The organism is Halomonas sp. H10-59, assembly GCF_040070555.1.
In the GTDB taxonomy this organism is placed as follows: Bacteria; Pseudomonadota; Gammaproteobacteria; order Pseudomonadales; family Halomonadaceae; genus Halomonas; species Halomonas litopenaei.
In genome coordinates this window covers 4522008-4546303 of sequence record NZ_CP098828.1, presented here as the reverse complement: position 1 = coordinate 4546303, position 24296 = coordinate 4522008, and the positions used below count along the sequence as shown (strand labels likewise).

Sequence of the window (24296 nt, the reverse complement as noted above, 5' to 3'; positions counted from 1 at the left end):
TGGCTACACTGGCGTTGTCGGCACGCCTGAGGCGAATGCAGACTTCCTTCAGTTGGCGAGCGACCAAACCGCTGCGAGATCTCGGTGGGTTGTATCACAAGTACATCAAAAAATGCTCCCGCATGGACTTGCTGCCGATCCATGAACTGGAGCTGATGACCCGCAATAACAAGGTGGTCTGGGTATCTCGCGGTGGAGATCCACAGTTCCTGCTCACCCCGATCAATCCCGCTGTGCTTCGCCAAGGTGGATGGTTCAGCCTCGAATACGACTTTTCGGCGACTCAGGCAGTGGATCAGTGTCTCTATATTGATTATGGCGATGGTTTCCAGGCAGATATCGTGTGGGCCCGTCATGTGGAAAAGAGCGGCCACCAGAGCCTGGTCATTTACTTGCCGATGGGAACACAGGCATTGCGGCTGGACCCGATGACTCGACCTGGAGAGTTCCGGTTGGAGGATCCGGTGCTGAAAAAGATCGAGACGCCACAGATTCCGCACCCCTGGTCGGGGCTGGATGGATATCTGAAGTGCTGCGAAGGCTGTGAATTTACGCTTGCCGCTGCCCAGCAGCTCGAGCGCCGCCTGGAAGGGGAGTTCCATTGGCGTTCCCACGGTACCGATCCGGCCTTCGTCGTTCGTCATCGCCGAGGTCGAGTCATCGAGCCTGGGTGGTGTCGTATCGAATTTGTTCTCAGTGGCGAGTATCAGCACCAGGTCGCCAAGCTATATATCGATCACGGAGAGGGCTTCAGTGAAACTCACGCCTATCCCATACCCTTCCAGTCAGGGAAACTGGCGACAAGGGTGATTCAGCTTGAGCGAAGTATTGTCAACATACGCTTTGACCCATGGGAGCGGGAAGGAAGCTTCCGTCTGGAGCGACTATGCATCGACAATGTCGATGCCGAAGAGGCTTGGGATGCGATTGCCGGGCGTCTTGTCGAGACTGCTCCTGAGTACATGGACTTGAAAAAGGCCGAGGTCCTTGCGGGAGTGGGTAGATCTGCTCCGGAAACGGATGAAGGTGACGGGACGGCAAAGAAAGCCGAGTTGGCGGATGCCGAGGACGACGCCGCACGCGAGACCCGCCTTCTCGAAGGGTACGCGGAAACCTTTATTGTCAACGAGGCCGAACTCTCCTACCAGAAATGGATAGATGAGGTAGAAGTCAATGGCCTGCCGAGCTCTGAAACCATCCGCAGCTATCTTGAGGGCCTTGAGAGTCCTGCATTAATTTCGGTGTTGGTGCCGGTTTACAATACCGATGAAACGCTTCTGAAAGCTTGCATCGACTCGGTCATCGCACAGTCTTATCCCCACTGGGAGCTTTGCCTTGTGGATGATGCCTCTCCATCACCACATGTCGAAAAAGTACTCAGGCACTATGCCAGCAAAGATAAACGCGTAAAAATACATTTTCGGCCGGATAATGGGCATATTTCCAAGACAACTAATGACGCCCTGTCGATGGCCACTGGTGACTATCTGGCATTGCTCGATCACGATGATGAATTGGCCAGAGATGCGTTGTACTTTATTGCAAAAGAGCTGGAAAAGAATCCCGATGCCCAGTTGATCTACAGTGATGAAGACAAGATCGATGTTCAGGGCATGCGCTGCGAGCCTCACTTCAAGCCAGACTGGAACATCGACCTTCTCTATTCGCAAAACTATGTTTCTCATCTGGGCGTATATCGACGCTCGTTGATCGAGAAAATTGGGGGTTTTCGAGTCGGGGTAGAGGGATCGCAAGACTATGATCTGGTGCTGCGTTGCATACCACACCTGACCGCTGGCTCAATTTCCCACGTTCCCAGAGTTCTCTATCACTGGCGCGCTATCGAGGGTTCGACAGCACTGGCTGAAGAGGGCAAGGATTACACGACCTCAGCTGGTGTAAAGGCGCTGAAAGACCATATTGAAGGAATAGCAGATGGGCGTGCGATCGTAGAGCAGGGGATTGTGGGAAATACCTATCGTGTGCGTTGGCCTATTCCTGAGCCGGCACCGTTGGTGAGCATGTTGATTCCTACGAGAGACAAGAAGGACGTCACAGAGCTGGCAGTGCGCAGCATCCTGGAGAAGTCACGTTATACAGACTACGAGATTATTCTCCTTGATAATGGCAGTGTAGAGCCTGAGACGCATGAATTTTTTGAAAAAATTCAGGCTGAAGACTCCAGGGTAAGCGTTCTCAGGTACGACCACCCTTTCAACTACTCAGCTATCAATAATTTTGGTGCAGAGCATGCCAAGGGAAGCATCATTGGTTTGGTAAATAATGATGTTGAAGTGATCAATGGAGACTGGCTCCGGGAGATGGTTTCTCATGCCTGTCGCGAGGATGTCGGCTGTGTCGGCGCAAAACTATACTATGGGAATGACACCATTCAGCACGCAGGCGTCATCGTTGGGCTTGGCGGAGTAGCAGGGCACTCTCACAAGCACTTTCCTCGAGAGTCCGGCGGTTATTTCAACCGTTTGAAGGTGGTCCAGTCTGTATCTGCCGTGACAGCGGCGTGTCTGCTCGTGAGAAAGTCGGTGTATGAGGAAGTCGGAGGCCTGAACGAACAGGACCTCAAGGTCGCTTTCAATGACGTTGATTTCTGCCTGAAGGTGCTCGATGCCGGGTATCGTAATATCTGGACCCCATACGCTGAATTGTATCACCACGAATCCATCAGTCGTGGAGCAGAAGATAACCCAGAAAAAGTTGCCAGATTCAACACCGAGATAGATTACATGCAGAAGGCCTGGGGAAAAATAATCGAACACGACCCCAGCTACAGCCCTTGCCTCACAAGAAGCCGAGAAGACTTCTCCATCGGAGGTCGTTGATGGCTTTCTTGATGGGTCGTCGTATTCGGAGAAACTACGTATCCCAGGAGGGGACATGCCCAAGAATGATGCCTTGATCAACAAGGGAGTCGTGGTCATAGGGGACCAGGATGACAAGATGCCATCTCCTATCATCGTCATTGGAACCGCGCGAGGCGGGACCTCGATGGTCGCTGGCGTGTTGGCCAAGCTTGGCGTCTTCATGGGCGACCGTGCCTCACACCCTGTGTACGAAGACGTCAGACTTTCCGAGGCTTTCGAAAAGCAGGACATGGCTCAGACAGGTTTGATTGTGAAGGAGTACCAGACCAGGTACACCCGCTGGGGCTGGAAGCGACCTTCCATCATCGACCATCTGGATGAAGTAGACGCTCTATTGCCGAATGCCAGGTATGTGTTTATCTACAAGGATATTCTTTCAATAGCGCAGCGGAATTCTATTTCCATGTTGGCCGAAATTACCGAGGGCATGGACAGAGCGCTGTCACAGTATAGAAAGACGCTTCGCTTTGTCAGGCAGAAGTCTCCGCGTGCCATGCTCGTCTCCTACGAAAAGGCCAGTGCTTATCCCGAAGCCTTTCTTTCCACTCTCGAGTCCTTTTGCGGAATTTCTCCCTCGCAGGAGGAACACCAGACGGCACTGGCCTTTATCGATCCTGAACCAGAAGACTATATAGAGGCAACCCGGATCACCAAGTCACAGGGAAGACTTCTTTCATGTGATTCACGACGTGTCAGCGGTTGGGCGCGCTATGTACACAAGAAACAGCATGCTGAGGTAGAAGTTTTTGTTGATGACCGGTCCGTGGGTGTGGTGGTGGCGAACGAACCGAACCCCGGTGGCGGTGCTCCCGCGAACGAGCCATGTGGCTTCACCTTCACCCTTCCTGCCGGTGAAAGCTTGAGCGAGGACGCCAGTGTCAGAGCCAGAGTAGTGAACGACGTTGTCGATCTTGGCAATTCTCCGGTCAGGGTGGGCTAGAGATGGCGAAGTTCTGTGTTGCCGGTATCGTCCGCAATGAGGTGGATTACCTTGTCGAGTGGGTAGCTTGGCATCGGCTTGCCGGGTTTGGGCATGTCATTCTGGCCGACAACGGTTCCGACGACGGCACCCGCTCTTTGCTCGAAGCGCTGGCAGATCTGGGAGAGGTCAGCCTGCTGTACCAGCCGGTGCTTGAGCGCAGGTCGCAGCAGTTGGCCTATCGTCGCATCCTTGGGCTGGCTCTGGGAAAGCATGACTACGTCATGTTTCTCGATGCCGATGAGTTTCTTGTGCACGAAAGCCAGCGTCACGGTGAGGAATGTCGCGAGCTGGAAAGGCTGGTGGCGTCGGGTGATGTGGGAAGCGTCAGCGTGAACTGGAAATGCTTCGGCTCCTCGGGGCTTGAAGAGGCGCGATCTGAACCGGTACTGCAACGTTTCACCCGTTGTGGCACTGCACAAGGCGCGAGCGCAGATTGTCACACCAAGAGCCTGGTACGCGTCGACCATGTCAAGGCGCCCTATTGTCATTCCTCTACCCTGGTATCGGCCTGGAAATATGTCGATGCCACAGGGGACGTGATCGAGGACTTCGTTGGCTCGCCGGACGGCAGTGGTGAGTCGGACCCACGTGGTGGGCGTACGCGGTCGATCCATCAGGGACCGCTTCGGGTTCACCATTACGCGGTGAAGTCGCGTGAGGAGTTCTCGCGCAAGCGATTGAGGGGGAGTGCTACGCGAGGCGCCAACTTCGACAAGGGCGAGGCATATTTCGGACGTTACGACATCAACGACGTTGCTCATGAGTTCCAGGCCGGCAAGCTTGCCCGCCTGGCTCGGGAGATGTCGGCGCTGAAACAGCGTCTGGCAGAGCACACCGTGCTAGATCGCCCTTTGGTGGGAGCCATCGATCATTTTGACGCCAACGCAGTCTGTGGTTGGGTGACGGACCGCAACGGCAAGGCCAGTGGTCTGGCAGTGAACATCTTCGTCAATGGTGTTCACGCGGGGCGTGCAAGGGTGGGGTTCTATCGACCCGATCTACGACGTTCCGGCAAATCCGTGGATGGTTATTGCGGGTTTCGCTGGCTGCATCCGGCGCCTTTGAAAGAAGGCGATCATGTGACCGTTTCTCTCCATGCCAATGCTTCAGTGCTGGTGGGGGGGAGTGATCTTGTTGTCGGCACATCGTGACGCGTCTGGAGTGTGGAGGTGGCTCCGCCACCGGATCCCGTGTCGTCTTCCCCTATCCCTTTTGCCACGCCGCGCCGCAGGACTGATTCCTGCGGCGCTTTTGTCAGGAGACTCCACCATGAAACCCTTGTTTTTCGTACATATACCCAAGACGGCGGGAACCAGTTTTCGTCACGGTGCTGAGCGCGCCTTTGGCTTCGACAAGATCGTCTATGACTACGGCCAGGATGCATCTCAGACCAGCGTCCTGACACGCGAGTGCATGTATGGCGAGTCCCCCGATCCTTGGCGCCTGTATCGCAGGAGCCTGGACAACCAGGCGATGATGCTGGCAGGACACGTCACCGCGGCCAAGTATGTCCCGCTGTGCGGCGTCGATCGCGCGGTGACCTTTGTTCGCGAACCGTTGCAGCGGGCGGCTTCCGAGTATTCGCACTTTCAGCGGATTCATCAGTACAAGGGCAGCTTCCGCGACTTCATGAAGATTCCTCTGATGCTTGATCGCCAGTCGAGCATCTTCAAGGGGGTCGATGTCGAGGCAATCGGGATGGTCGGCTTGACCGAACGTTACTCGGAGAGCCTGGAGTTGATCAATGCTCGCTTTGGCATCGATATCGCCCAGCGTGAGGACAACCGGGGAAAGCCGCAGGTGGGCGAATTGCATGACATCGCGCCAGAGGATGAACAGGAGTTCCGCAAACTCAACCCGCTGGATCTGGCGCTCTACGAGCGTTGTCGCAAGCTATTCGAATCGCGCATCCAGCTCTATCGCGACAATCTCCCCTTTGCTCACGCTCGACTGACGCAGTTCGATGCCGAGCGGGTGGGGGGGTGGGCCTGGTGGGAAGGTGGTGCTGATACCCCGGTGGACGTCGAAGTCTGGGTCAATGACGAACATCGCGACACTGTGTCGGCCACCCAGCTCCGTCCGTCCATGGCTCGCTTGAAGCTTCCCCGTGGCGGCTATGTCGGCTTCCAGCTGAAGGTGAATCTGTCTGCGGGTGACAGGGTCCAGTGTCGTGTTGCCGAGACCGGACAATGGTTCCCGCCGGGGCCGCGTCGAGTCGCTGTGGCCAGCAACTGAGCGGCGGGTATGGAAGGTGCCAATCGAGGTGGCGGAACACGGTCGTGGCTGAAAGGTCTTCTCGATCTGTGCCACCTGGTCGTTCAGCCTCAGCGACACTGGCAGCCTCATCATGGCCTGAGACAGCAGGCGAGTGGAGGGGACTGGGAGTGGGAGTCACTGGATGAAGACCCCCAGTTCCTGCTGTGTCGGCACCTACCGTTGCCTGGCTGGCATATGGTGGAGCTGGACCTGGACCACGACCAGCATAGCGTTGCTGTAAGGCTTTACTTCGATACGGGGGAAGGCTTCAGTGAAGACGAGTCGTTGACCCTTCCGCTCAAGGGTGGACGTATTACCAAGCGGTTGATCTACGTGAAGCGGCGACTGCGCCGGTTGAGATTCGACCCGATGGAGTCGCCGGGATACTTTGTGATCCGCCACTTTCGCGTCGTCTGGCTCTCCCCCTGGTTCGCGCATGATCGCCTGAGCCAGCGTCTGGTCAATATGCACCATCGCTGGCGTGATGTGTCGAAGCAGGAAGTGCTGGGAGTGCTTCGCCACCGCGCCCTCCAGGACGGCACCTGTTGGCGCGACCTTGCCCTGTCGGACTACGAGGAAACGTTCGAACGATTCTGCTCGGGACGAAGCTATGTGCAATGGCTGCGTGAGCGCGGATGGGATAAGAATTCGGATAGCAGTTCAGATAGTAGTTCGGATAGTAGTTCGGATGATTGCGACAAGACCTCTATGGTCTCGGCGCTCGAAGGTGGGTGGCGTTCCAGGAATAGAAGAGCTGAGCTGGACGAGATTCGTGGTGGGCTTGACGGGTGGCGAGGCAAGGATGAACGCCGCCGTAGCCTGGCGCTTGAGCGTCGTTGTGCTACTGCCGAGCGAGCTGCACAGTCATGTGTGGACACCGCAGTTGAAGCCAGGATGAATACGTTCAGGCCGATTGTGTCGATCTTGCTGCCGGTACATGATCCTGCGCCGGAACATCTGAAAGACTGTCTCGAGTCTGTGCTTCGCCAGGACTATGATCATTGGCAACTCTGTATCGTTGATGACGCCTCCAGAAACCGCGAAGTCATAGCGTTGCTGGAGCAATTTGAGGCTCGCGATTCTCGAATAGTTCTGCGTCGCCAGAAAACTAATGGCCATGTCTGTGAGGCCTCCAACGCGGCCTTGAGCATGGCCGCTGGGCCCTACGTGGCGCTACTGGACCATGATGACCTGCTGACTCCGTGTGCCTTGAGCTATGTCGCCGAGGCGCTGAGTCGCTCACCACGACCGGTACTGGTGTACAGCGACGAAGACAAGGTGGATCAGCGTGGTGTGCGCTGCGAACCTCACTTCAAGCCCTGCTTCAATCCTGATCTGCTGCTGGCCCAGAACTACATGGCGCACTTGAGTGTCTTCGACACCGCGCTGGTACGGCAACTGGGAGGCTTCCGCAAGGGGCTGGAGGGCAGCCAGGACCATGATCTAGCCCTGAGAGTCTGTGCCCACACAGAGCCTGATCGCATCGTCCATATTCCCAGGATTCTCTATCATTGGCGTGTCAGTCCTGGCTCCACGGCGATGACCAGCAACGCCAAGGATTATACGTCCCGTGCAGGACTGCGAGCGGTCGCCGACCATCTGGCACGAAGCAGTCCCGGTGCCACCGTCGAGCTTGGGCGCCTGCCCAATACCTATCGTGTCCGCTGGCCTCTGCCGGTTCCGCTCCCGCTGGTTAGCCTGATGATCCCTACGCGTGATCGTGTCGATCTGTTGGCACCATGCGTCGATGCGATCCTGTCTCGTACCCGCTATTCCAGGCTTGAGGTGCTGATCCTCGACAACGGGACGCGATGCGAGGAGACACTGGCTTATCTGGCCGAGATCGGCAAGGGAGACCCCCGGGTCAGGATTCTGGCCTGGAACCATCGCTTCAACTATTCCGGCATCAACAATTTCGGAGCGTATCACGCACGGGGTGATGTGCTCGGACTTATCAATAACGATATTGAACCCATCAACGAAGAGTGGCTCGAGGAAATGGTGCGGCACGTCGTGCGGCCGGACATCGGTTGTGTCGGCGCCAAGCTCTATTATCCCAACGATACCATCCAGCACGCCGGTGTCGTGTTGGGTATCGGGGGCGTTGCGGGCCACGCTCACAAGTATTTCAACCGCCATGCCAACGGGTATTTTTCTCGCCTGGCGCTAGCGCAGAATTACTCTGCGGTGACCGGTGCCTGCTTGTTGATACGCAAGGCGCTCTATCGGCAGGTGGGCGGCCTCAACGCGCGAGATTTGCCGATCGCTTTCAATGATGTGGACCTGTGTCTAAAGGTTCGGGAGGCGGGTTATCGAAACGTATGGACGCCCGACGCCGAACTCTATCACCACGAATCCGAGTCGCGTGGTGCCGATGACAATGCCAGCAAGCGAGCCAGGGCCATCGGAGAGGTACTCTACATGCGCCACACCTGGGGTGAGCAGCTTGATCGGGATCCGGCCTACAACCCCAATCTGACGCTGGTTCACGAGGATTTTTCTCTGCGTTGAGAGGCGTTCACCATGGCCCGGGGTTCTGGCATTTGTGGTTCTCGCTGGCTGTTGCTGAGTGATGGGGCTCTGCCCACCGAGGACATCTACTTCATGGCGACGGCTGCGCCCTGGCTTCGCTATGCAGGTGCGACAGTGACTCGCCTTGATACCCGTCGGTGGGCGTCTCCTTTGCTGTGCTGGCCCTGGCTGGATCGCACCTTGTCCGGGGCACAGATCATCGTTTGTCGAAGCCTATCCGAAGCCTGGATCGATCTGCTGGAGACGCGACGAGCTCAGGTCGCCAGCGTGCATTACCTGCTGGATGATGATCTTGATGCTGCCGCCAGGGATCCTGGCTTACCGACGGGCTATCGTGAGCGTATGGGGTGGGTGTCGCGCCGGATTATGCCCAGGCTACTGGCCCTGGCCGACGAAGTCGTCGTACCAAACGAGGAGCTGGCGGCACGAATCAGGCCGCGCCACTCCCGGGTGGTGACGCTGGCCCCTGCGCTGCTTTTTTCCCCGGAGATGGCCACCCCCGAGGCAACATCGACGGGATGGCGATTGGGTTACCACGGTACGCGGGCCCACCGGCGGGATCTGGAGCAAATCAGCTCGGCACTGGTCAGCGTTCTCGAGGCCCACTCTGGTTTGATGCTGGAAGTGGCAATGGGGCGCTACACTCCGCAATCCTTGCGTGAGCATGATCGTGTGGGCGCGCTCGCCCCCATGGCCTGGCATACCTATCTGAGGCACTTGAAAGGATCGCGGTTGCATCTGGGGCTGGCTCCCTTGTGGCCGACAACGTTCAACACTGCCAAGTCCCATATCAAGTTTCTGGAGATTGCCGCCATGGGTGGTGTGGGTCTCTTCAGCAGGCGTGCCCCCTACAGCAATATCGTGAGCGACGGGGAAGATGGACTGCTGGTCGATGATGATCCCGCGGATTGGCAGCGCTGCCTCGTCCGGTTGCTGGCGTCTCCACGGGAAACCCATCGCATGGCCCAACGGGCGTTGGAAAAGGCCCGGGATATCGGCAGTGCGGCCCACCACCATGCCTTCTGGAGTGAGCGTCAGTGCTGAAACAGACAACAGTTTCAAAGGGAGCAGATGCTGTATAGACAACAGTGATTGGTGCTTCCTTTTCTCCTTCCTCTCCCTTCCTTCCTAACTTCCTTTCTTCCTCTCTCTTCCTTATCTAGCCCTGCTTCCTGTTATTTCATTGAAGTTTGGTACCTATCTCTATCCCTATCCCTATTCCCTCTCCCCATCCTTGGCCGCCGCTCGCTATCCGCCTTGGAGGTTGGACTGCCTGCAAGGGAGTCTAGGCTCTGTCCGAAAAGTCGACGAGCGAAGGTTAGACAAGGAAAAAATCGGTGAGAAAGCACAGTTTACGGGGTGTAAATGAGTATTTTGACCGGTCTGGCGTACCAGACGATTTTTAACGCCGTATTACCGAGCGCAGGCACTTTTCAGACGAGCCGTAGCGTTAATCTGAGTTGATCAGCCTTTCCAGGGCCGACAGGGTCTGATCGATCTGGTCCGGCTGGTGCTCGCAGCTGACAAAGAAGCGCAGCCGAGCGCTACGTTCTGGCACTGCAGGGTGCAGGATGGGTTGCACATTGATACCCGCCGCCAGCAACGCATGGGACAGCTTGGCTGCCCTGGCGGAGCTGCCGAGAATAAGTGGCACGATGGCATGTCCCTCGCTGCTGCCGGTATTCAGCCCCAGGGACTGGATACCGTCCAGCAGACGTCGAGCGTTCTGCGTCAGCCTGGCGGTTCGCCAGGGTTCTTCCTGCAGCACTTGCAGAGCGCGGCGTGCTGGTGCGGCCAGTTGCGGTGCCAGCCCGACGCTGTAGAGAAACCCTGGCGCAAGGTAGCGCAGCGTATCCACCAGTGCTTGGCACCCGGCGATATAGCCTCCGCAGGAGGCAAGGGATTTGCTCAGGGTGCCCATCCAGATGTCCACATCTCCCGGAGCCACTCGGCAATGCTGGTGAAGACCTAACCCGGTTGCCCCCAACACGCCAAGCGAGTGGGCTTCATCCACCATCAGCCAGCAGTGGTGCCTGCGCTTCACCTCAACGAAACGTGCCAGGTCCGGGGTGTCACCGTCCATGCTGTAGTGGCCTTCGATTACCACCAGTACGCGCTCGAAGCGATCGCGATGGTCGAACAGCAGACGATCCAGGGCTTGGGCATCGTTGTGGGGGAAACTCATGCGAGTGGCGCCGGATACGCTGGCGCCCACCACCACACTGTTGTGGATCAGGCTGTCGTGGATGATCAGGTCCCTGGTGCCCACCAGCATGGCGATGGTGGAGACATTGGTAGCGTGGCCGCTGACGAAGGCGAGCGCATCGTCACTTTGGTAGCAGTGCGCCAGCTCACGCTCCAGGGCCCCGTGAAAGGGGCGTTCGCCGGCGACAATGCGACTGGCCGATACCGAGGTGCCGTAGTACTCGATCGCCTGATGGGTGGCGTCCAGGACACGTCGATCGCCGGCCAGGCCGAGATAGTCGTAGTTTGCAAAGTTGATGACGTCCTGATCGCCGAGTCGGCTGGTAGCCCCCGCCCTACGCTGATGACAGCGAAAGAAGGGGCTGGTGATACCGAGGGAGTCCCCTAGCGTCCTCATCATGGCGATGCGGCGATAGCCTTCGAGGCTGCGGAAGTCGGTGGTTGTGACGAGTGTTTCGGTCAGCGGGTAGTGCTCTGAGGTTGAAACAGCGCGGTCGATGGGCGTTGCCTGGGCATGACGAGCGCTGTCGATCGCCCTGGCCTGGTTGAGCAGGCGGTCTTTCAATGCCTTCCGGTCATCAGGATTCATGTCACCTCCCGTGCAGGAGCAGGAGGGGAGACTGCGTGGCGGTAGGCCAGCGCAGCGTGTTCGTCGGTTGCATCGAGCTCAGGGCTTTCCAGCAGGTCGCAGATCAACAGGGTGGTGCGATGCAGGGTCGCGGCGTCGGCGAGGGCCAATGCGGACACCTTCACGCCAAGCCGGGTCTCGATGGCCGATACCAGCTCGACGGCCATCAGCGAATCGAAGCCGAACTCGGAGAGCCTGCGCCCACTGTCGATGCGTTCCGGGTCCAGCATCAGGATGCTCGCCAACTGTCGACGCAGGATGGCTTCGACGGCCTTGCGGCGGGACGATTCATCGAGCGCCGATAGATCGAGGTCGTCGTTGCTACTTGCCTGGCGGTCCGCTTCACCGGAGTTCTGGCGCAACTCGATAAAGCGCCGCTGGATGAAGCCATGGTCGATGGCACCGATGACGGCGGCGTTGCTGACGCCTGCCGCGAGTGCTCGTTCCAGCGCGTCCAGCGCCTGCTCTGCGCTCAGCTGCCCACCTCCCATACGCTGGGACAGGGCCTGACGCTTGGTCTGGTGACGAGCCAGAAAGCCGGTGTCCTCGATGATGCCCAGGCTCAGGCAGGTGGCGGGTTTCCCCGCCTGACGGCGCCGCACGGCCAGCGCTTCCAGGCCAAGGTTGGCCGCCACATAGGCGGACTGCCCGGGGCTTCCGAACAGGGTGGTGGCCGAGGAGTAGAGCACAAAGTGCTGCAGGTCGTGATGGCGGGTCAGGCGGTCCAGCAGGATGGCGCCCAACAGCTTGGGGCCGAGTACCGCGTCCAGCTGCTCGCGAGTCAGCTGTCGCGCGAGGCCGTCTTCGATGACGGCGGCGGCGTGAATGACGCCACGTAGCGGTGGGCGCCGGGAACCGCATTCCTCGATCAGTCCAGCCAGGGCCTGCTCATCGGTGACGTCCAGCGCTGGCGCTTCTACCGTGACGCCCTGTCTTTCCATGGCGGCGATAGCGGCACTGGCCTCCGGGCTGCTGACGCCCGAGCGACTCAGCAGCAGCAGATGGCGAGCGCCGCGCCTCACCAGTCGCTCTGCACTGGCCAGGCCCAGGCCGGACAACCCACCGCTCACCAGGTAACAGCCTTCGGTATCCAGCGCCATGCAAGCCGGATTGGTAGAGCTATTGGTGGTGTTTCTCGGACCGCCATGCGGGTGCATGGTGGTCTTGGAGGCTGAGCCTGTGCGGAGTGTGTCAGGAGACGGACTGGCAGCGGCTGAAGGGTGCGTCACGATGATCTTGCCGATATGCCGCGCCTGCTGCATATGGCGGAAGGCCTCGACCACTCTGGTGGTCGTGAAGGTGGTATAGGGCAGGGCGCTGAAGGCGCCCTCGGCAAAACGGTCCATGACCTGTCGGAACAGTTGGCGGGCGAGCGCGGGACGATGTGACAGCAGTTGATCGGAGTCGATGCCGAAGTAGCTCAGGTTGTGACGGAAGGGGCGCAGCCCCATCGGGGTATCCTGGTAGAAGTCTCGCTTGCCAAGCTCGAGAAAGCGCCCGAAAGGCGCCAGCACACGCAGGTTCTGATGGATGGCGTCGCCGGACAGGGAGTTGAGCACCACATCGACACCCTGGCCATCGGTGTCTGCGAGGATCTGTTCGGCGAAGGCCAGGCTGCGTGAGTCGTAGCAGCGTTCGGCACCCAGCAGTGTCAGCAGATCACGCTTGTGCGGGCTGCTGGCGGTGGCCAGCACTTCAGCCCCTCGCCACCGGGCCAACTGTACGGCAGCCAGACCGACACCGCCGGCAGCGCCGTGTATCAGCACCCGTTCCCCGGGCGATAGCCGAGCCAGATGCTCGAGGCTGTACCAGGCGGTGAGAAACGCCGTGGGCAACCCGGCAGCGGCCACCGGGTCGAGACCTGTCGGCACCCTGGCCAGCGAGTCGGCCTCGACCACCAGATGGTTAGAGAAACAGGCCGACCCCAGCCCGACCACCGGGTCACCAATATCGAACTGGGTGACCCCTTCGCCCAGCGCCTCGACGATACCGGAGAACTCGAGCCCCAGGGTGGCGCCGGAAAAGCCCTGCTCGAGCGCCTCATCGGTGAGCACGCCGAGAGCATACATGACGTCACGGAAGTTCAGACCCGTGCCCAGGACCCTTACTCGGACCTGGTCCTTGGCGAGCGTCGACCGTGCCGGGTGGGCTCGCCACTGCAGGCGCGAGAGCTGACCGGGATGAGCGATTTCCAGGGTCACCCTGGACGCTACTCGGTCTGGCGTGGGGGGTGGTGTGAGCGCTGGCGGTGTGTCGGCGACAGGACGCACGCGCAGTGCCCGGCGATGTCCGTGGTGGTCGATGACCACCTCATCCTCGCCATCGTCGTGATGCAGATCCTGCGCCAAGGCCACCAACGCCGCTTCTCCCGAGGCCAGGTCGACCAGCCGTACGCGGGTGTTCGGCAGTTCGTTGTCGAGGGAGCGACAGCCCCCCCACAAGCCAGCCTGGTACAGGTCGATATCGGGGGTATCAGCGCCGAACAGCGCGGCGACATCGCGAGTCACCACGACCAGCGTCCCGTGGCGATCCGCCAATGTCCTTGCCCAGTCACCCAGTCGCTCAAGGGCATCCAGGCCCGCCTGGTGGGTCTCGAGGTCACCGCCTGTCTGCCGAGACGGTACGGCGGCTCGCAGGTCGACAACTTGCGGGGCGACCACTTTCCGGGCACTCGGCGCTTGCTGCGCGTTCGAGGCGCGCGCTGAGGTGACCTCCGCAAGCGAGGACGGGGCGGCAAGCGTCAACTCGAGATCATTGTATGTCACGCAGCGGGTAGCACCCGGGGGCATGTGTTGTACAAGCCGCTCACCCAGAGCACGACTGGCAGCATCCACCACCAGCAAGGTGGCTGCGTCGCGCTGTGCAAGAGGCTCGTCCGAACCGGTCTCGGTGGTGGGGCGAGCGCTTGCCGAGGGCACGGCACTCAGCAGAGTCGGAAGATGGGAGGCCTCTGTCGGGGGACGCGCCTCGACGCTGAACCCGGCCTGGCTCAGGTGGTGGCAGATCGCCTCGACAGTGGCCGGTCTGGCGTCAGGACGCAGGGAGCCCAGCGCTCGCCACCACCCTGTAGGGGGCAGGACCAGTATCAGCAGTTGCCCGTGCGGTGCCAGGCGCGCCGTGGCCTTGTCGATTGCCTCGATGCTGACCTCGAGATCCGTCGGTGTGCTCACCACCCAGGCCAGCTGGGCGCCGGGGGCGGTATGGAAGGGGGGCAGCGATGCGGCACCGTTGGACGCTTCGATCAGCGGTTGGGTGCGTTGGCTGGAGCCATCATTTGGGGGCAGGATGTCCACCATGAGGCGATCGGGGTCCAGTGTCTGGCTCAACGCCTCGCCCAACCGAGGCGCCGCGCATCCCGCCTCGACCAGATGCAGCCGTTGTGCCGAGGGTAGCGTCGACAGGATCCGGGAAACGCTGGCGAGAACCTCGTCGTGCAGGGCCTGCCACAACGCTTCCGGGATCAGCGAAGCGGCGTCGAGGGTCAGCCCTTCGATGTGCTCGACCGAGCCCTCCAGCAGGCCGGGAAGATGCAGGCCAAAACGCCCGAGTGAGCCAAGCAGAGGGAACTGCCGAGGGTACTCCGCCAGCAGCAGGCGCCAGATATCGACCGCCGCAGGAGACGCTTGCACCTCCGAGGAGGTCACTGTCGCGTCTGTCGGGTACTGAGCCAGAAGTCGACGGTAGAGTTCATTATTGCCGAGGCCGTCGCCTTCGATATCGGGCCGAGCGGCGACGAAGGCCTCCTCGAGCCAGGCAACGTTGAGACGCTCGAACAGCAGGCTGAGCTCCTCCAGGTCGCGCCCCACTGGGCCTGACATGATGCCGGCAAGGGCATTGGCCAGTCGCCTGCCTTCTTCGCCCAAGGGGGTAGGTACCAGTGGCGCCGGGGTCAGGCGGGTGGTCAGCCACTCGGTGGACGAGGAGGTTGGCAGGGCTAGTGGCGTTGTCGCGAAGCGGACCTCCTCGAGGGCAGCAACGCAACGATGCTTGCGGTACAGCCAAAGGTCGGCGGTGAAGGAGTGTGGTGAGCGTCGCGTAATGACGGCGCGGGCGTGGGTCGGTCGACCGCCGTCCTTGTCGAACTGCATGCGCGACAGGCGCACGGGCAGGTAGCCCTGCGTCGGCGGCGTCTGAGCGTTGTTCATCAGTGGCAGGCACAGTTGCAGGGCGCCATCGAGCAGACCGGGTGGCAACCACCAGCAAGGAGTGTCTTCACTGACGGTGAACTCGCCGATGGCTTCATCGTCCTGGCACCAGATCCGGCCCAGGCTACGGTACTCGCCGCGGTAGTCGAGCCCCATCGACCTGGCGAGCGCCAGGTGGGCGTCGCTGTTTATGCAGGCCTTTTTATCCAGCCAGGTCTCGCCATCCAGGTGCTCCTCACTGGCCGGCTCAAGCGGAGGGGCCGAACGCAGCAGACTGCCCTGGCAGGCAGGGGCCAGGCGGGCGCTGAGGTGTAACTGCCAGGCGGCTGCCGGGTCGAGGTCGCGTACCGTCAACTGAACACGCCCCTGATCGGCCAGGGTGAGCCGCGCCAGCTTGCCCACAGAGGCGTCCAGTACCAGCGGCGCCAGGATCTCCAGGTCGTTGATTTCGAAGGTGGTGTCTGGCGACGAAGTGATGGCGGCAGCCAGTACCATCTCGACGTGCGCCGCTGCGGCCAGCACCGGTGTCTCCCCGACCCGGTGGTCCGCGAGAGCGGGCTGCGTGGCAACACTCAGACGCTGGATCCACGTCGACTCGTCCGGGGCCTGGCGAGCACCCAGCAGGGGATGTTCGTCACGCTGCTCCAGCGGGTTGTGGCCCAGGCCACTCGGGCGGGTCCAGTGGTGGCGACGTTGCCAGGGGTAGGCGGGGAGTTCGATGGGGGTAAGGGGCCGTTCGAACCAGGGGGAAAAGCCATCCAGGGCTCCACTGAGCCACAGACGCGCCCGTGCTTCGGTGAGTTCGTCCAGGGCCCGGCCCTGGCGTGTCAGGGTAGCGATATGCAGGACCTGATGCCCCCGCAGGCGACACTGCTCCTCGATGTATCGCTTCAACAATGGATGGGCGCCGATTTCCACCAGCACCGAGTCACCGCGATCGATCAGCGACTCGATGGCCTGGCGAAAGCGCACAGGCGCCCGCAGGTTTTGCCACCAGTAGTCAGCGCCGAGGGGGCGGTGGGTCTCGCCACCCTCGACGGTGGAGATCATCGGCAAGCGTGGAATTGATCCGTCCAGATCGGCAAGCGCCTCGAGCAGCGGGGTCTTCAAGCCATCCAGCAGTGGGCTGTGGAATGGGTAGTCCAACGCCAGGCGAAGGTATCGATGGCCCGCGGCCCGCAAGGCGTCTTCCAGTTCGGCCAGCGCCGGCAACGGTCCCGCCAGCGTGACATTCCCTTCGCTGTTGTCCCCGGCCAGGGAAATCTCGGCGAAGCGTGGCTGTGCGAGCCAGGTGGCGATGGTGTCAGCGGAGCAGGACACCGCGGTCATGCCTCCCTGATGACGGATCTTGCCCTGCAGGCGGCTGCGGTGGGCAATCACGGTCACCGCCTCAGCCAGTGATAGTGCGCCGCAGGCCCAGCCCGCCGCGACCTCACCGACGCTGTGACCGACCACCGCGGTGGGCGTGATCCCCGCCTCGTCAAGCCAGGCGGTGATCCCGACCTGAATCGCAAATAGCGCCGGTTGGGCCACCACGGTGTCTTCGAGCAGGGCCGGATCATCGCTGCTGGCCAGTACCTCGAGCAACGAGAAGCCGGCGATGGGCAGGAAGTGCTCATCCACCCGCGCGACGGTATCGGCGAAGGTGGGACTGGTCGAGAGCAGGTCACGCCCCATGCCAAACCATTGGCACCCATTGCCGGTGTAGACGAATACCGGCCCCTGGGGCGCATCCAGGCGTCGCTGGCGCCACACCCTGGGGGCGCTGCTGTGGGGAGCGGTCGTCGTGTCCTTCAGCGAGTCCAGGGCCGCCTTGGCCTCGTCATGGTCCCGCACCAGGGTCAGCGCCTGTTCGTCAAGGCGCTCGCGGTGGTGAACCAGGGTCCAGGTCAGGGCATCGAGGGCTGGCTGGTGCGTTTCGAGGTGGTCGCTTAGCCGACTTGCCAGTGCAGCCAGCGCTTCCTCGTCGTGGGCCGAGACAAGCAGCGGTAGCGGCTGCTCGAAAGAGACTCGTGGCGTCGGTCGCGATCGCACCAGTGACGGTGGCGGCGGCGTGGTCAGCACTACGTGGGCGTTGGCCCCCCCGAAACCGAAGCTGTTGATACCGACGGTTAAGGGGCCGCTTTCGGGGAGCGTCCGCGGTGTCAGCACCACGTCCACATTGGCCTCGTCGAGGTGCAGCTCAGGATTGAGGCGATCGACACCGATGGTGGCGGGGACGAAGCGCTGGGTCAGGCAACCCAGCGCCTTGTAGAGTCCGGCGATGCCGGCCGCTGTCTCCAGGTGGCCGATGTTGCTCTTGACCGAGCCGATCGGCAATGGGTGGTGACGATGTCGCCCAAGGGCCTGGCCGATGGCGGTGACTTCGATGGGATCTCCGACGGCGGTGCCGGTCCCATGGGCTTCCAGGTAGTCCAGTCCGTCGGGATCGATCCCCGCCCGGGCGTAGACCTCGGTCAACAGTTGGGCCTGAGCCTGAGCGCTGGGTACCGTGAGTCCTGACTTGTGTCCGTCGGTATTGGTGCCGCTGGCGGCGACTTCGGCGAGGATGGGGTCGCCGTCCGCGAGCGCCTGATCGAGCGCCTTGAGCACGAAGATGCCGGCCCCTTCCGAGCGCACGTAGCCGTCCGCGTCTTCGCTGAACACGCGACAACGGCCTCGCGGCGACAGCATGCCGGCCTTGGAGAAGGCGACGAAGCCGAAGGGATGCAGGTGCAGGCTGACGCCGCCGGTCAGGGCGGTGTCGCATTCACCGGCGCGAATGGCCTGACAGGCCTGATGAAAGGCTACCAGGGAAGACGAGCAGGCCGTGTCGATGGCCATGCTGGGTCCCTTGAGATCGAACACGTAAGACAATCGATTGGCGGCGATGCTGAAGGTGTTGCCGGTGGCGAACAGATTGCCCAGAGAGGCCAGGTCGGCGGTATGCCGATAGGCGAAGTCAGGACTGGAGATGCCGATATAGACCCCGCAGCGGCTACCGCGCAGGCGCGAGGGGGGGACGCCCGCGTGCTCGAGCGCTTCCCAGGTCAGCTCCAGCAGCAGGCGCTGCTGGGGATCCATGGTCGCCGCTTCCCTGGGAGAAATTCCGAAGAAGTCGGCGTCGAAGCCGCCGATGTCGCCGAGTGATCCGGCGGCGAAGGTCACGCTGGTACCGGGCGAACGACGGTCGGGATGATAGAACCGGCGCCAGTCCCAGCGCGATGCATGCACCTCTGTGACCAGATCCCGCCCCGCCAGCAGGCTCTGCCACAGGGTTTCTCCGGGGACTCCAGGAAAGCGGGTAGCGTTTCCGATGATGGCGACGCGCCTGGTCATAGCGGTTCCTTGCAATGGCGGTGGAGGGAGCGCCCGAGGGAGCCTGTGGCGACGGTCGTGGTCTGGCACCCGATGGAGTGGAGCAGTGCTTCGGCCAGTTGCGACAGGTCGGACGGTGGCTCCGGCCGTCGTGTGGTCTGGGGGCGGTTGCTCCAGATCATGAACGGCGTTGTTCCATCGGGCTCTCCGTGCCAGCGATAGCTGGGAGACAGGATAGGGACGTGGTCGCCATAGGCGCACAACAGGCCCGGGCGCGATTGCCTGGTGAGGGTCGCCGCCAGGGCGCCGAGCATGGCGTCGGTATTGGCCAGGTGATGGAGATAGATATCGAGTTCGTGGGTCACGGCCATGGGGCGCGAGGCGTCGGCAGCGAGCCAGCGCAGTGGATCGGGCGCTGGCTCCAGCAGAAAGGGGCCATGGCTTTCCATGGTGATCACGAACACCATCAGTGGGCGCGGGTCTGGATCATCCAGGGCTCGTGTGACGCGCCTGGCGAGCTCGACGTCGGCGATGAAGGGGCCATCTCGACGGCAATGCCTGAAGCTTTCGATGTCCTCGAATGCCTGAAATCCCAGCCGAGGCATGACCTGGTCGCGCTGGTAGAAGTCAGCGGGGTAGGGGTGCAGCACCAGTGTGCGGTAACCCAGGTGGGCGCAGGCACTGGCCAGGCTGGGAACCGGCTGGCGGGACAGCTGACGATAGGGATTGAAGCGATGCATGCCCAGAGCATCCTCGTCCAGCCCGCACAGAAAGGCCGTTTCGCTGCGTATGGTGTTGGCGCCCCAGGCCGGCACCTTGAGGTAGCCGTGGGTGATGGACTGTTCGTTCAGGCGATCCCAGTGGGCGAGCACATCCCGGGGTATCTGGTCGTACCAGGGGCGTGGATCGAAGAACGACTCGCCCTGGACAATCACCAGGTGTGGCAGTGACTCCTGGGAGACTGGTGATGGCGGTTGGCGCAGGAGCGCTGGAGCCTGGGTGGTGTCGATGGGAGTATCGGGGAAGCGAGCGTAGGCCCAGAAGCAGCTCCACAGTCCCAGGTGGTGGTGGTCTTGGCACGGAACCAGGGAGGCTGCCGGGAGTCGCCGCAGGCCAAGCCCCAGAGCAATGGCTGGCCCCAGTGCCAGGCCGCCCAGCAGCAGCGCCATGGAGGATAGGGAGAGCTGATCCAGCAGCCAGGGTTCGAGGAAGACGAAGACCGACACCGCCATCAGGGCGGCGAGGCTGGCACCCAGGGCCAGGCCGATACCGAAGAACGGCAGGTAGAGCCTTGGATGTCGGATGGCATCGAGGAAGTACTCGAAGTCCTGCACCAGGAAGGGCTCCTTCAGGCTCTGCCACTTCGCCTGATGGCTGCGCTGCACCACCCATTGCAGGGTAAGCACCGTGGCCAGGGCCAGCGCACCTCGTTGCAGCACCGCTACGGCTAGTACGTAGCACAGCCCCCAGGTGCCTGCATGGACCAGCCAGGGGGCCAGAGGGCGGTCGCGCCAGTTGCCCAAGCCTCGACAGCCTATGGCGTCCATGGCGAGGCTGAGTCCCGTGCCGAGGGGGAGTCCCAGTACGCACAGGATGAACGCCAGGTCTCGGGACGCGATCCACGTCAGCATCGGCGGTCAGAAAGAAGCGGGTCAGCGAGCCGAGCAGCTACGACGTGCCGCGAGTCGGCCCCTGAAGCCGCCAAAGCCGTATCTGGCACAGGGAAAACAAGGGTCAGGCGGCGGCGGGCAGGCATGACAGTAACTCCTCCAGGGGAGAGCGTTCGGCGACGAGCCGCCTGGCGCTGTGGTGCACACCGAGACGAATACCGAGGCGGCAGTAGAAGCTGCCGTTGAGCTGAACGGTTCGCAGCAGGGTGGTCCTGAGCGCCTGATACAGGGCGGCGTTCGGTGCCGGTGGAGCGTGCCAGAAGCCCGCGGGGACCCGTTGCCGGCCTGTCGCCAGTCCGGGCATGGTGTAAATGGCTTCGCCCAGGGTCAGCAACGGACAGCCGTGCTCCAGGGCCACGAAACCGGAAGTACTGTTGACGGTGATGGCGCCAGTGGCGCTCGGCAGGAGGTGATTGAGGTCACCGCCCTCGATGAACAGTACCCGCCGGTCGATACCCAATTCCCGAGCCAGTCGGCGAGCGCGACGATGGTGTGCGCTGAGGCCGGGGTCGAGAGGGTGGTTCTTGATCAACAGACGTGTCCGGGCCGGCGCGTCGCGAGCAAAGGACGTCATGGTTTCTTCGAGTACCCGGGCCATGTCGGGAAAGGGCGAGTGGCAGCGGATCTGGGCGTCGCTGTCCAGTTGCAGCAACAACACGAAGTAGGGCGCTGGCGCCGAAAGAAATTCCTTGATGAGGTTAGCTTCAAGGCCAGCCAGCAGGCGTTTGCGCGTCAGTTGCTGCGCATAGGCGGCGTACTCCCGGGGAGCGCTGACCGGGGCGTGGCCGCGATAGCCCGGGAACAGCAGAGGGTTAAGGACACCTGCCAGATGGTAGATCACGTCGTGGGTGGCGCGGGTCAAGAAGGGACTGATGCAAGGAACGGGAGGCTCTGCCGGCCCAAGACAATGGGCGGCCTCGAAGACCCAGGCCGGGTCCCTGGGAAAACGGGAACATCCGTTGACACCCTGGGGCTCCAGGGTGATCCAGTGGGGACGCAGGTAGCCTTCCTCGAATACATGGACCCGCAGCCGTTGACGCTCTGCGGCCTGAACAGCGAGCCGATGCAGAGGGCGCTGGTCGCCGAAGACCACCAGGTCGGAGATACCCCGTTGACCGAGAAAGTCATCGATCAGTTCGCCAAAGCTGGCGGCGTCGCCACGGTAGCGTTGGCCCCCGAGGCGCCAACGATAGAGCAGGTCTCCACCACACAGGTCGAGCACATGAACACCGTGTCCCTGGTCAGCAAGGGTGCGAGCCAGTTGCGTGAAGAAGGGAGAGCATGGCCCCTGAAGCAGCAGAAACTGACGCGCCTTGAACGGGCCCATGTTCAGACCTCGCGCTCATGCACAAGAGACGCCGGGCGTCGACTCAGGAAAAGAAATGAAGATGCCATCATGCGGACGGGTGGGCTCCTGTGGCAATGAGGAGCATGGGGAATGATCGTTCTCAAGCACCGCTCAAGATCATTTGCCAAGCATTAGTTGAATGGGTCTTTCAGAGGTTACGAGGAACATAGCACGTGCCCCGCCGAGTCCGGCTGACGAACTTCGCAGCGTCGAGCCGGGGAAATGGAAAACTTGCCCACAGTCATTACAGGTGGCATGTAGCGGCACAGCGCCACGGTTCATGGGGGGAGCGGCGGCTTGTCAAGAGCCTATCCACAGCGGGTGGAGAACTTTTCCACCGAGTTGTTCACAGCCCTGACAGGGGCGGCTGCAAGAGAGGGGCTGCGAGCGGTGATCAGCGAGCGAAGATCAGCGGCCGGACATCTGCCGGTGCCAGCGGTGGTTGGCTTCGATGCTCGCTCAATGGACTTCCGCTGGCTGCGGTCAGCAGGATCTGCAGGGGGTCACCATGGCCGACCAGCAGGATGGTGGCATCATCGAAGCGCTGTTCCAGCGAGATGATCAGGTCGATGAGTCGGCGGGAGACGTCGCCGACGCTTTCGACGCCGTGGGTGCGGTGTTCGGCATTCTCGCTATCCATTGCCCAGACGTCCGCGTAGGCCGGGTCCGGCCCCTGGTCGTAGTCACCGAAGAAGCGCTCTCGCAGGCGCGGTTCAGGGTGTGGGGTGACGTTGAAGTGTTGCCCGACCAGTGCTGCGGTTTCGGTGGTGCGCAGAAAGTCCGAATGGAAGACCTGGTCAGGCGCGGCCAGGTGCCAGCCGGTCAGCCGTTCGTGCAGCTGTTCCTGCCCCTTGGGCGAAAGACCGTAGCCCTCGAGTCCCTGCTCGGGGGAGGAAACGATCAGGCCCATGGCATTGGCCTGGCTATGGCCGTGGCGCATCAGCAGGTAGTGATTGCGGCAGCGTGGAAAGTCGTTGGCCTCAACGTTTGACATAAAAGTGTCACCTCCTAGATTGAACTCAACGATGTTTGTTTTCGAACATCGCTGCGTCGCTGGCGCTCGTCTTCGCACTTGGCAGAGCCTTCAGCCCATGTGATAGAGCCTTCAGCGTAACGCGGGAAGTCTTCAGCCCATGTGGCAGAGCCTTCAGCGTAACGAGTGAAGCCTTCAGCCCATCTGACAGAGCCTTCCCCAAGTCGCCAGTCGTCGACCGCCAGGCTGTCCGCTGCCGCCGGGACCCGCGATGTCGGCGCGAGAGGCCGGGGTCGATTCCCACCCTATAACAAGACTCAGCATAGGTGAGCCACGCCATGACACAACGCTCAAGCCGGGGACGTCAGGTCCTCAACGCAGGTCTCCTGCTCACTTTCGGCGCTGTTGCATCCGTCGCTGTCGCGGAGGATTGCCCCCGAGGTGATCTGGATGCGCTCTACTGCGACCGCAATGGCGATCTGGTGGCCGACCCGCCCGCCAATCAGGACGAACTGGTCGACCCCGACACCCTCATCTTCGCCTACACCCCGGTGGAAGACCCCGCCATCTATGCCGATATCTGGGAGCCCTTCATCGATCACCTCCGGGAGGTGACGGGCAAGGACGTTCGTTTCTTCGCGGTCCAGTCGAACTCGGCCCAGGTCGAGGCCATGCGCAGCGGGCGTTTGCATATTGCAGGTTTTTCCACCGGCCCCACGCCCTTCGCCGTCAACCTGGCCGGCGCCGTTCCCTTTGCCTTGATGGGCTCCGACGACGGACGCTTCGGCTATACCCTGCAGGTCTACACCCAGGCCGATTCGGATATCCAGTCGCTGTCCGACCTGGCCGGCAAGCGGGTCGCCCACACCTCACCCACCTCGAACTCGGGCAATCAGGCGCCGCGTGCGCTGTTCCCCGAGGAAGGCGTGGTGCCGGACGAGGACTACGAGGTGGTGTATTCCGGCAGTCACGACCAGTCGATGCTGGGAGTGGTAGCGGGTGACTACGACGCTGCACCGGTGGCGTCCGAGGTGGTGGAGCGCATGGCCGCACGGGGGCTGTATGACGAAGACAGCGTGCGCATGATCTTCGAGTCCCAGCCCTTCCCCACCACCTCCTATACCTACGCCCATGACCTGGCGCCGGATCTGGTCGAGCGCATCGAGGAAGCCTTCTTCAGCTTCGATTTCGCCGGTACCGCGCTGGGTGAGGAATTCGAAGGCGTCGAGAAGTTCATCCCGATCACCTACCAGGACCAGTGGGAGGTCATTCGCACCATCCAGGCCTCGAACGGCGTCAGCTACACCGCCGACAATCTGGAGTGACGACAGGGTATCCCAGGGACAGGAGGGCCGGCGCACGGCGCTCGGCCTTCCCG

The 24296-nt window shown here is 61.6% G+C and carries 12 protein-coding genes; 7 read left to right on the top strand and 5 right to left on the bottom strand.

What is annotated here, in order from left to right:
• Positions 1–35: 35 nt before the first annotated feature.
• From NFG57_RS19810 to NFG57_RS19785, 6 genes are all read left to right on the top strand, one after another.
• A complete protein-coding gene (locus NFG57_RS19810) occupies positions 36–2840 on the top strand; it encodes a glycosyltransferase family 2 protein (RefSeq protein WP_348815024.1) in 2805 nt (934 codons plus the stop codon).
• Between the two features lie 55 nt (positions 2841–2895).
• A complete protein-coding gene (locus tag NFG57_RS19805; protein ID WP_348815023.1) occupies positions 2896–3822 on the top strand; it encodes a sulfotransferase in 927 nt (308 codons plus the stop codon).
• A gap of 2 nt (positions 3823–3824) precedes the next feature.
• Positions 3825–5015 carry a glycosyltransferase family 2 protein gene (locus tag NFG57_RS19800; protein WP_348815022.1) on the top strand — a complete coding sequence of 397 codons (1191 nt, stop codon included), beginning with the start codon at positions 3825–3827 and terminating at the stop codon, positions 5013–5015.
• 118 nt (positions 5016–5133) lie between these two features.
• Positions 5134–6099, top strand: coding sequence for a sulfotransferase family 2 domain-containing protein (locus NFG57_RS19795; protein WP_045992418.1), 966 nt, complete (start codon positions 5134–5136; stop codon positions 6097–6099).
• A 216-nt stretch (positions 6100–6315) separates the two neighbouring features.
• Positions 6316–8631 carry a glycosyltransferase gene (locus tag NFG57_RS19790; RefSeq protein ID WP_287163904.1) on the top strand — a complete coding sequence of 772 codons (2316 nt, stop codon included), beginning with the start codon at positions 6316–6318 and terminating at the stop codon, positions 8629–8631.
• 201 nt (positions 8632–8832) lie between these two features.
• Positions 8833–9696: a glycosyltransferase gene (locus NFG57_RS19785; RefSeq protein WP_348815021.1), complete on the top strand. Its 864-nt coding sequence runs from the start codon at positions 8833–8835 to the stop codon at positions 9694–9696.
• A 406-nt stretch (positions 9697–10102) separates the two neighbouring features.
• Here the strand turns inward: NFG57_RS19785 and NFG57_RS19780 are convergent, their stop codons facing one another.
• The 5 genes from NFG57_RS19780 to NFG57_RS19760 all read right to left on the bottom strand — a co-directional run bounded on the left by NFG57_RS19780 (position 10103) and on the right by NFG57_RS19760 (position 22939).
• Positions 10103–11446 carry an aminotransferase class I/II-fold pyridoxal phosphate-dependent enzyme gene (locus tag NFG57_RS19780; RefSeq protein ID WP_287163906.1) on the bottom strand — a complete coding sequence of 448 codons (1344 nt, stop codon included), beginning with the start codon at positions 11444–11446 and terminating at the stop codon, positions 10103–10105.
• Positions 11443–18948 carry an SDR family NAD(P)-dependent oxidoreductase gene (locus NFG57_RS19775; protein ID WP_348815020.1) on the bottom strand — a complete coding sequence of 2502 codons (7506 nt, stop codon included), beginning with the start codon at positions 18946–18948 and terminating at the stop codon, positions 11443–11445. The genes NFG57_RS19780 and NFG57_RS19775 overlap by 4 nt, the downstream gene beginning before the upstream one ends.
• On the bottom strand, positions 18945–20558 hold the full coding sequence (locus tag NFG57_RS19770) for an LTA synthase family protein (RefSeq protein ID WP_348815019.1): 1614 nt from the start codon (positions 20556–20558) through the stop codon (positions 18945–18947). Before NFG57_RS19770 ends, NFG57_RS19775 begins: the two co-directional genes overlap by 4 nt.
• Before the next feature lie 103 nt (positions 20559–20661).
• Positions 20662–21924 (bottom strand): capsular biosynthesis protein, encoded by a 1263-nt coding sequence (locus tag NFG57_RS19765; protein WP_348815018.1) that lies wholly within the window; start codon positions 21922–21924, stop codon positions 20662–20664.
• A gap of 415 nt (positions 21925–22339) precedes the next feature.
• Positions 22340–22939 carry a histidine phosphatase family protein gene (locus tag NFG57_RS19760; protein WP_231498578.1) on the bottom strand — a complete coding sequence of 200 codons (600 nt, stop codon included), beginning with the start codon at positions 22937–22939 and terminating at the stop codon, positions 22340–22342.
• Between the two features lie 317 nt (positions 22940–23256).
• On the opposite strand from NFG57_RS19760, the gene phnD reads away from it, so the two are divergent.
• Positions 23257–24243, top strand: a complete 987-nt coding sequence (gene phnD / locus NFG57_RS19755) for a phosphate/phosphite/phosphonate ABC transporter substrate-binding protein (protein WP_083970649.1) — start codon at positions 23257–23259, stop codon at positions 24241–24243.
• Positions 24244–24296: the final 53 nt, after the last annotated feature.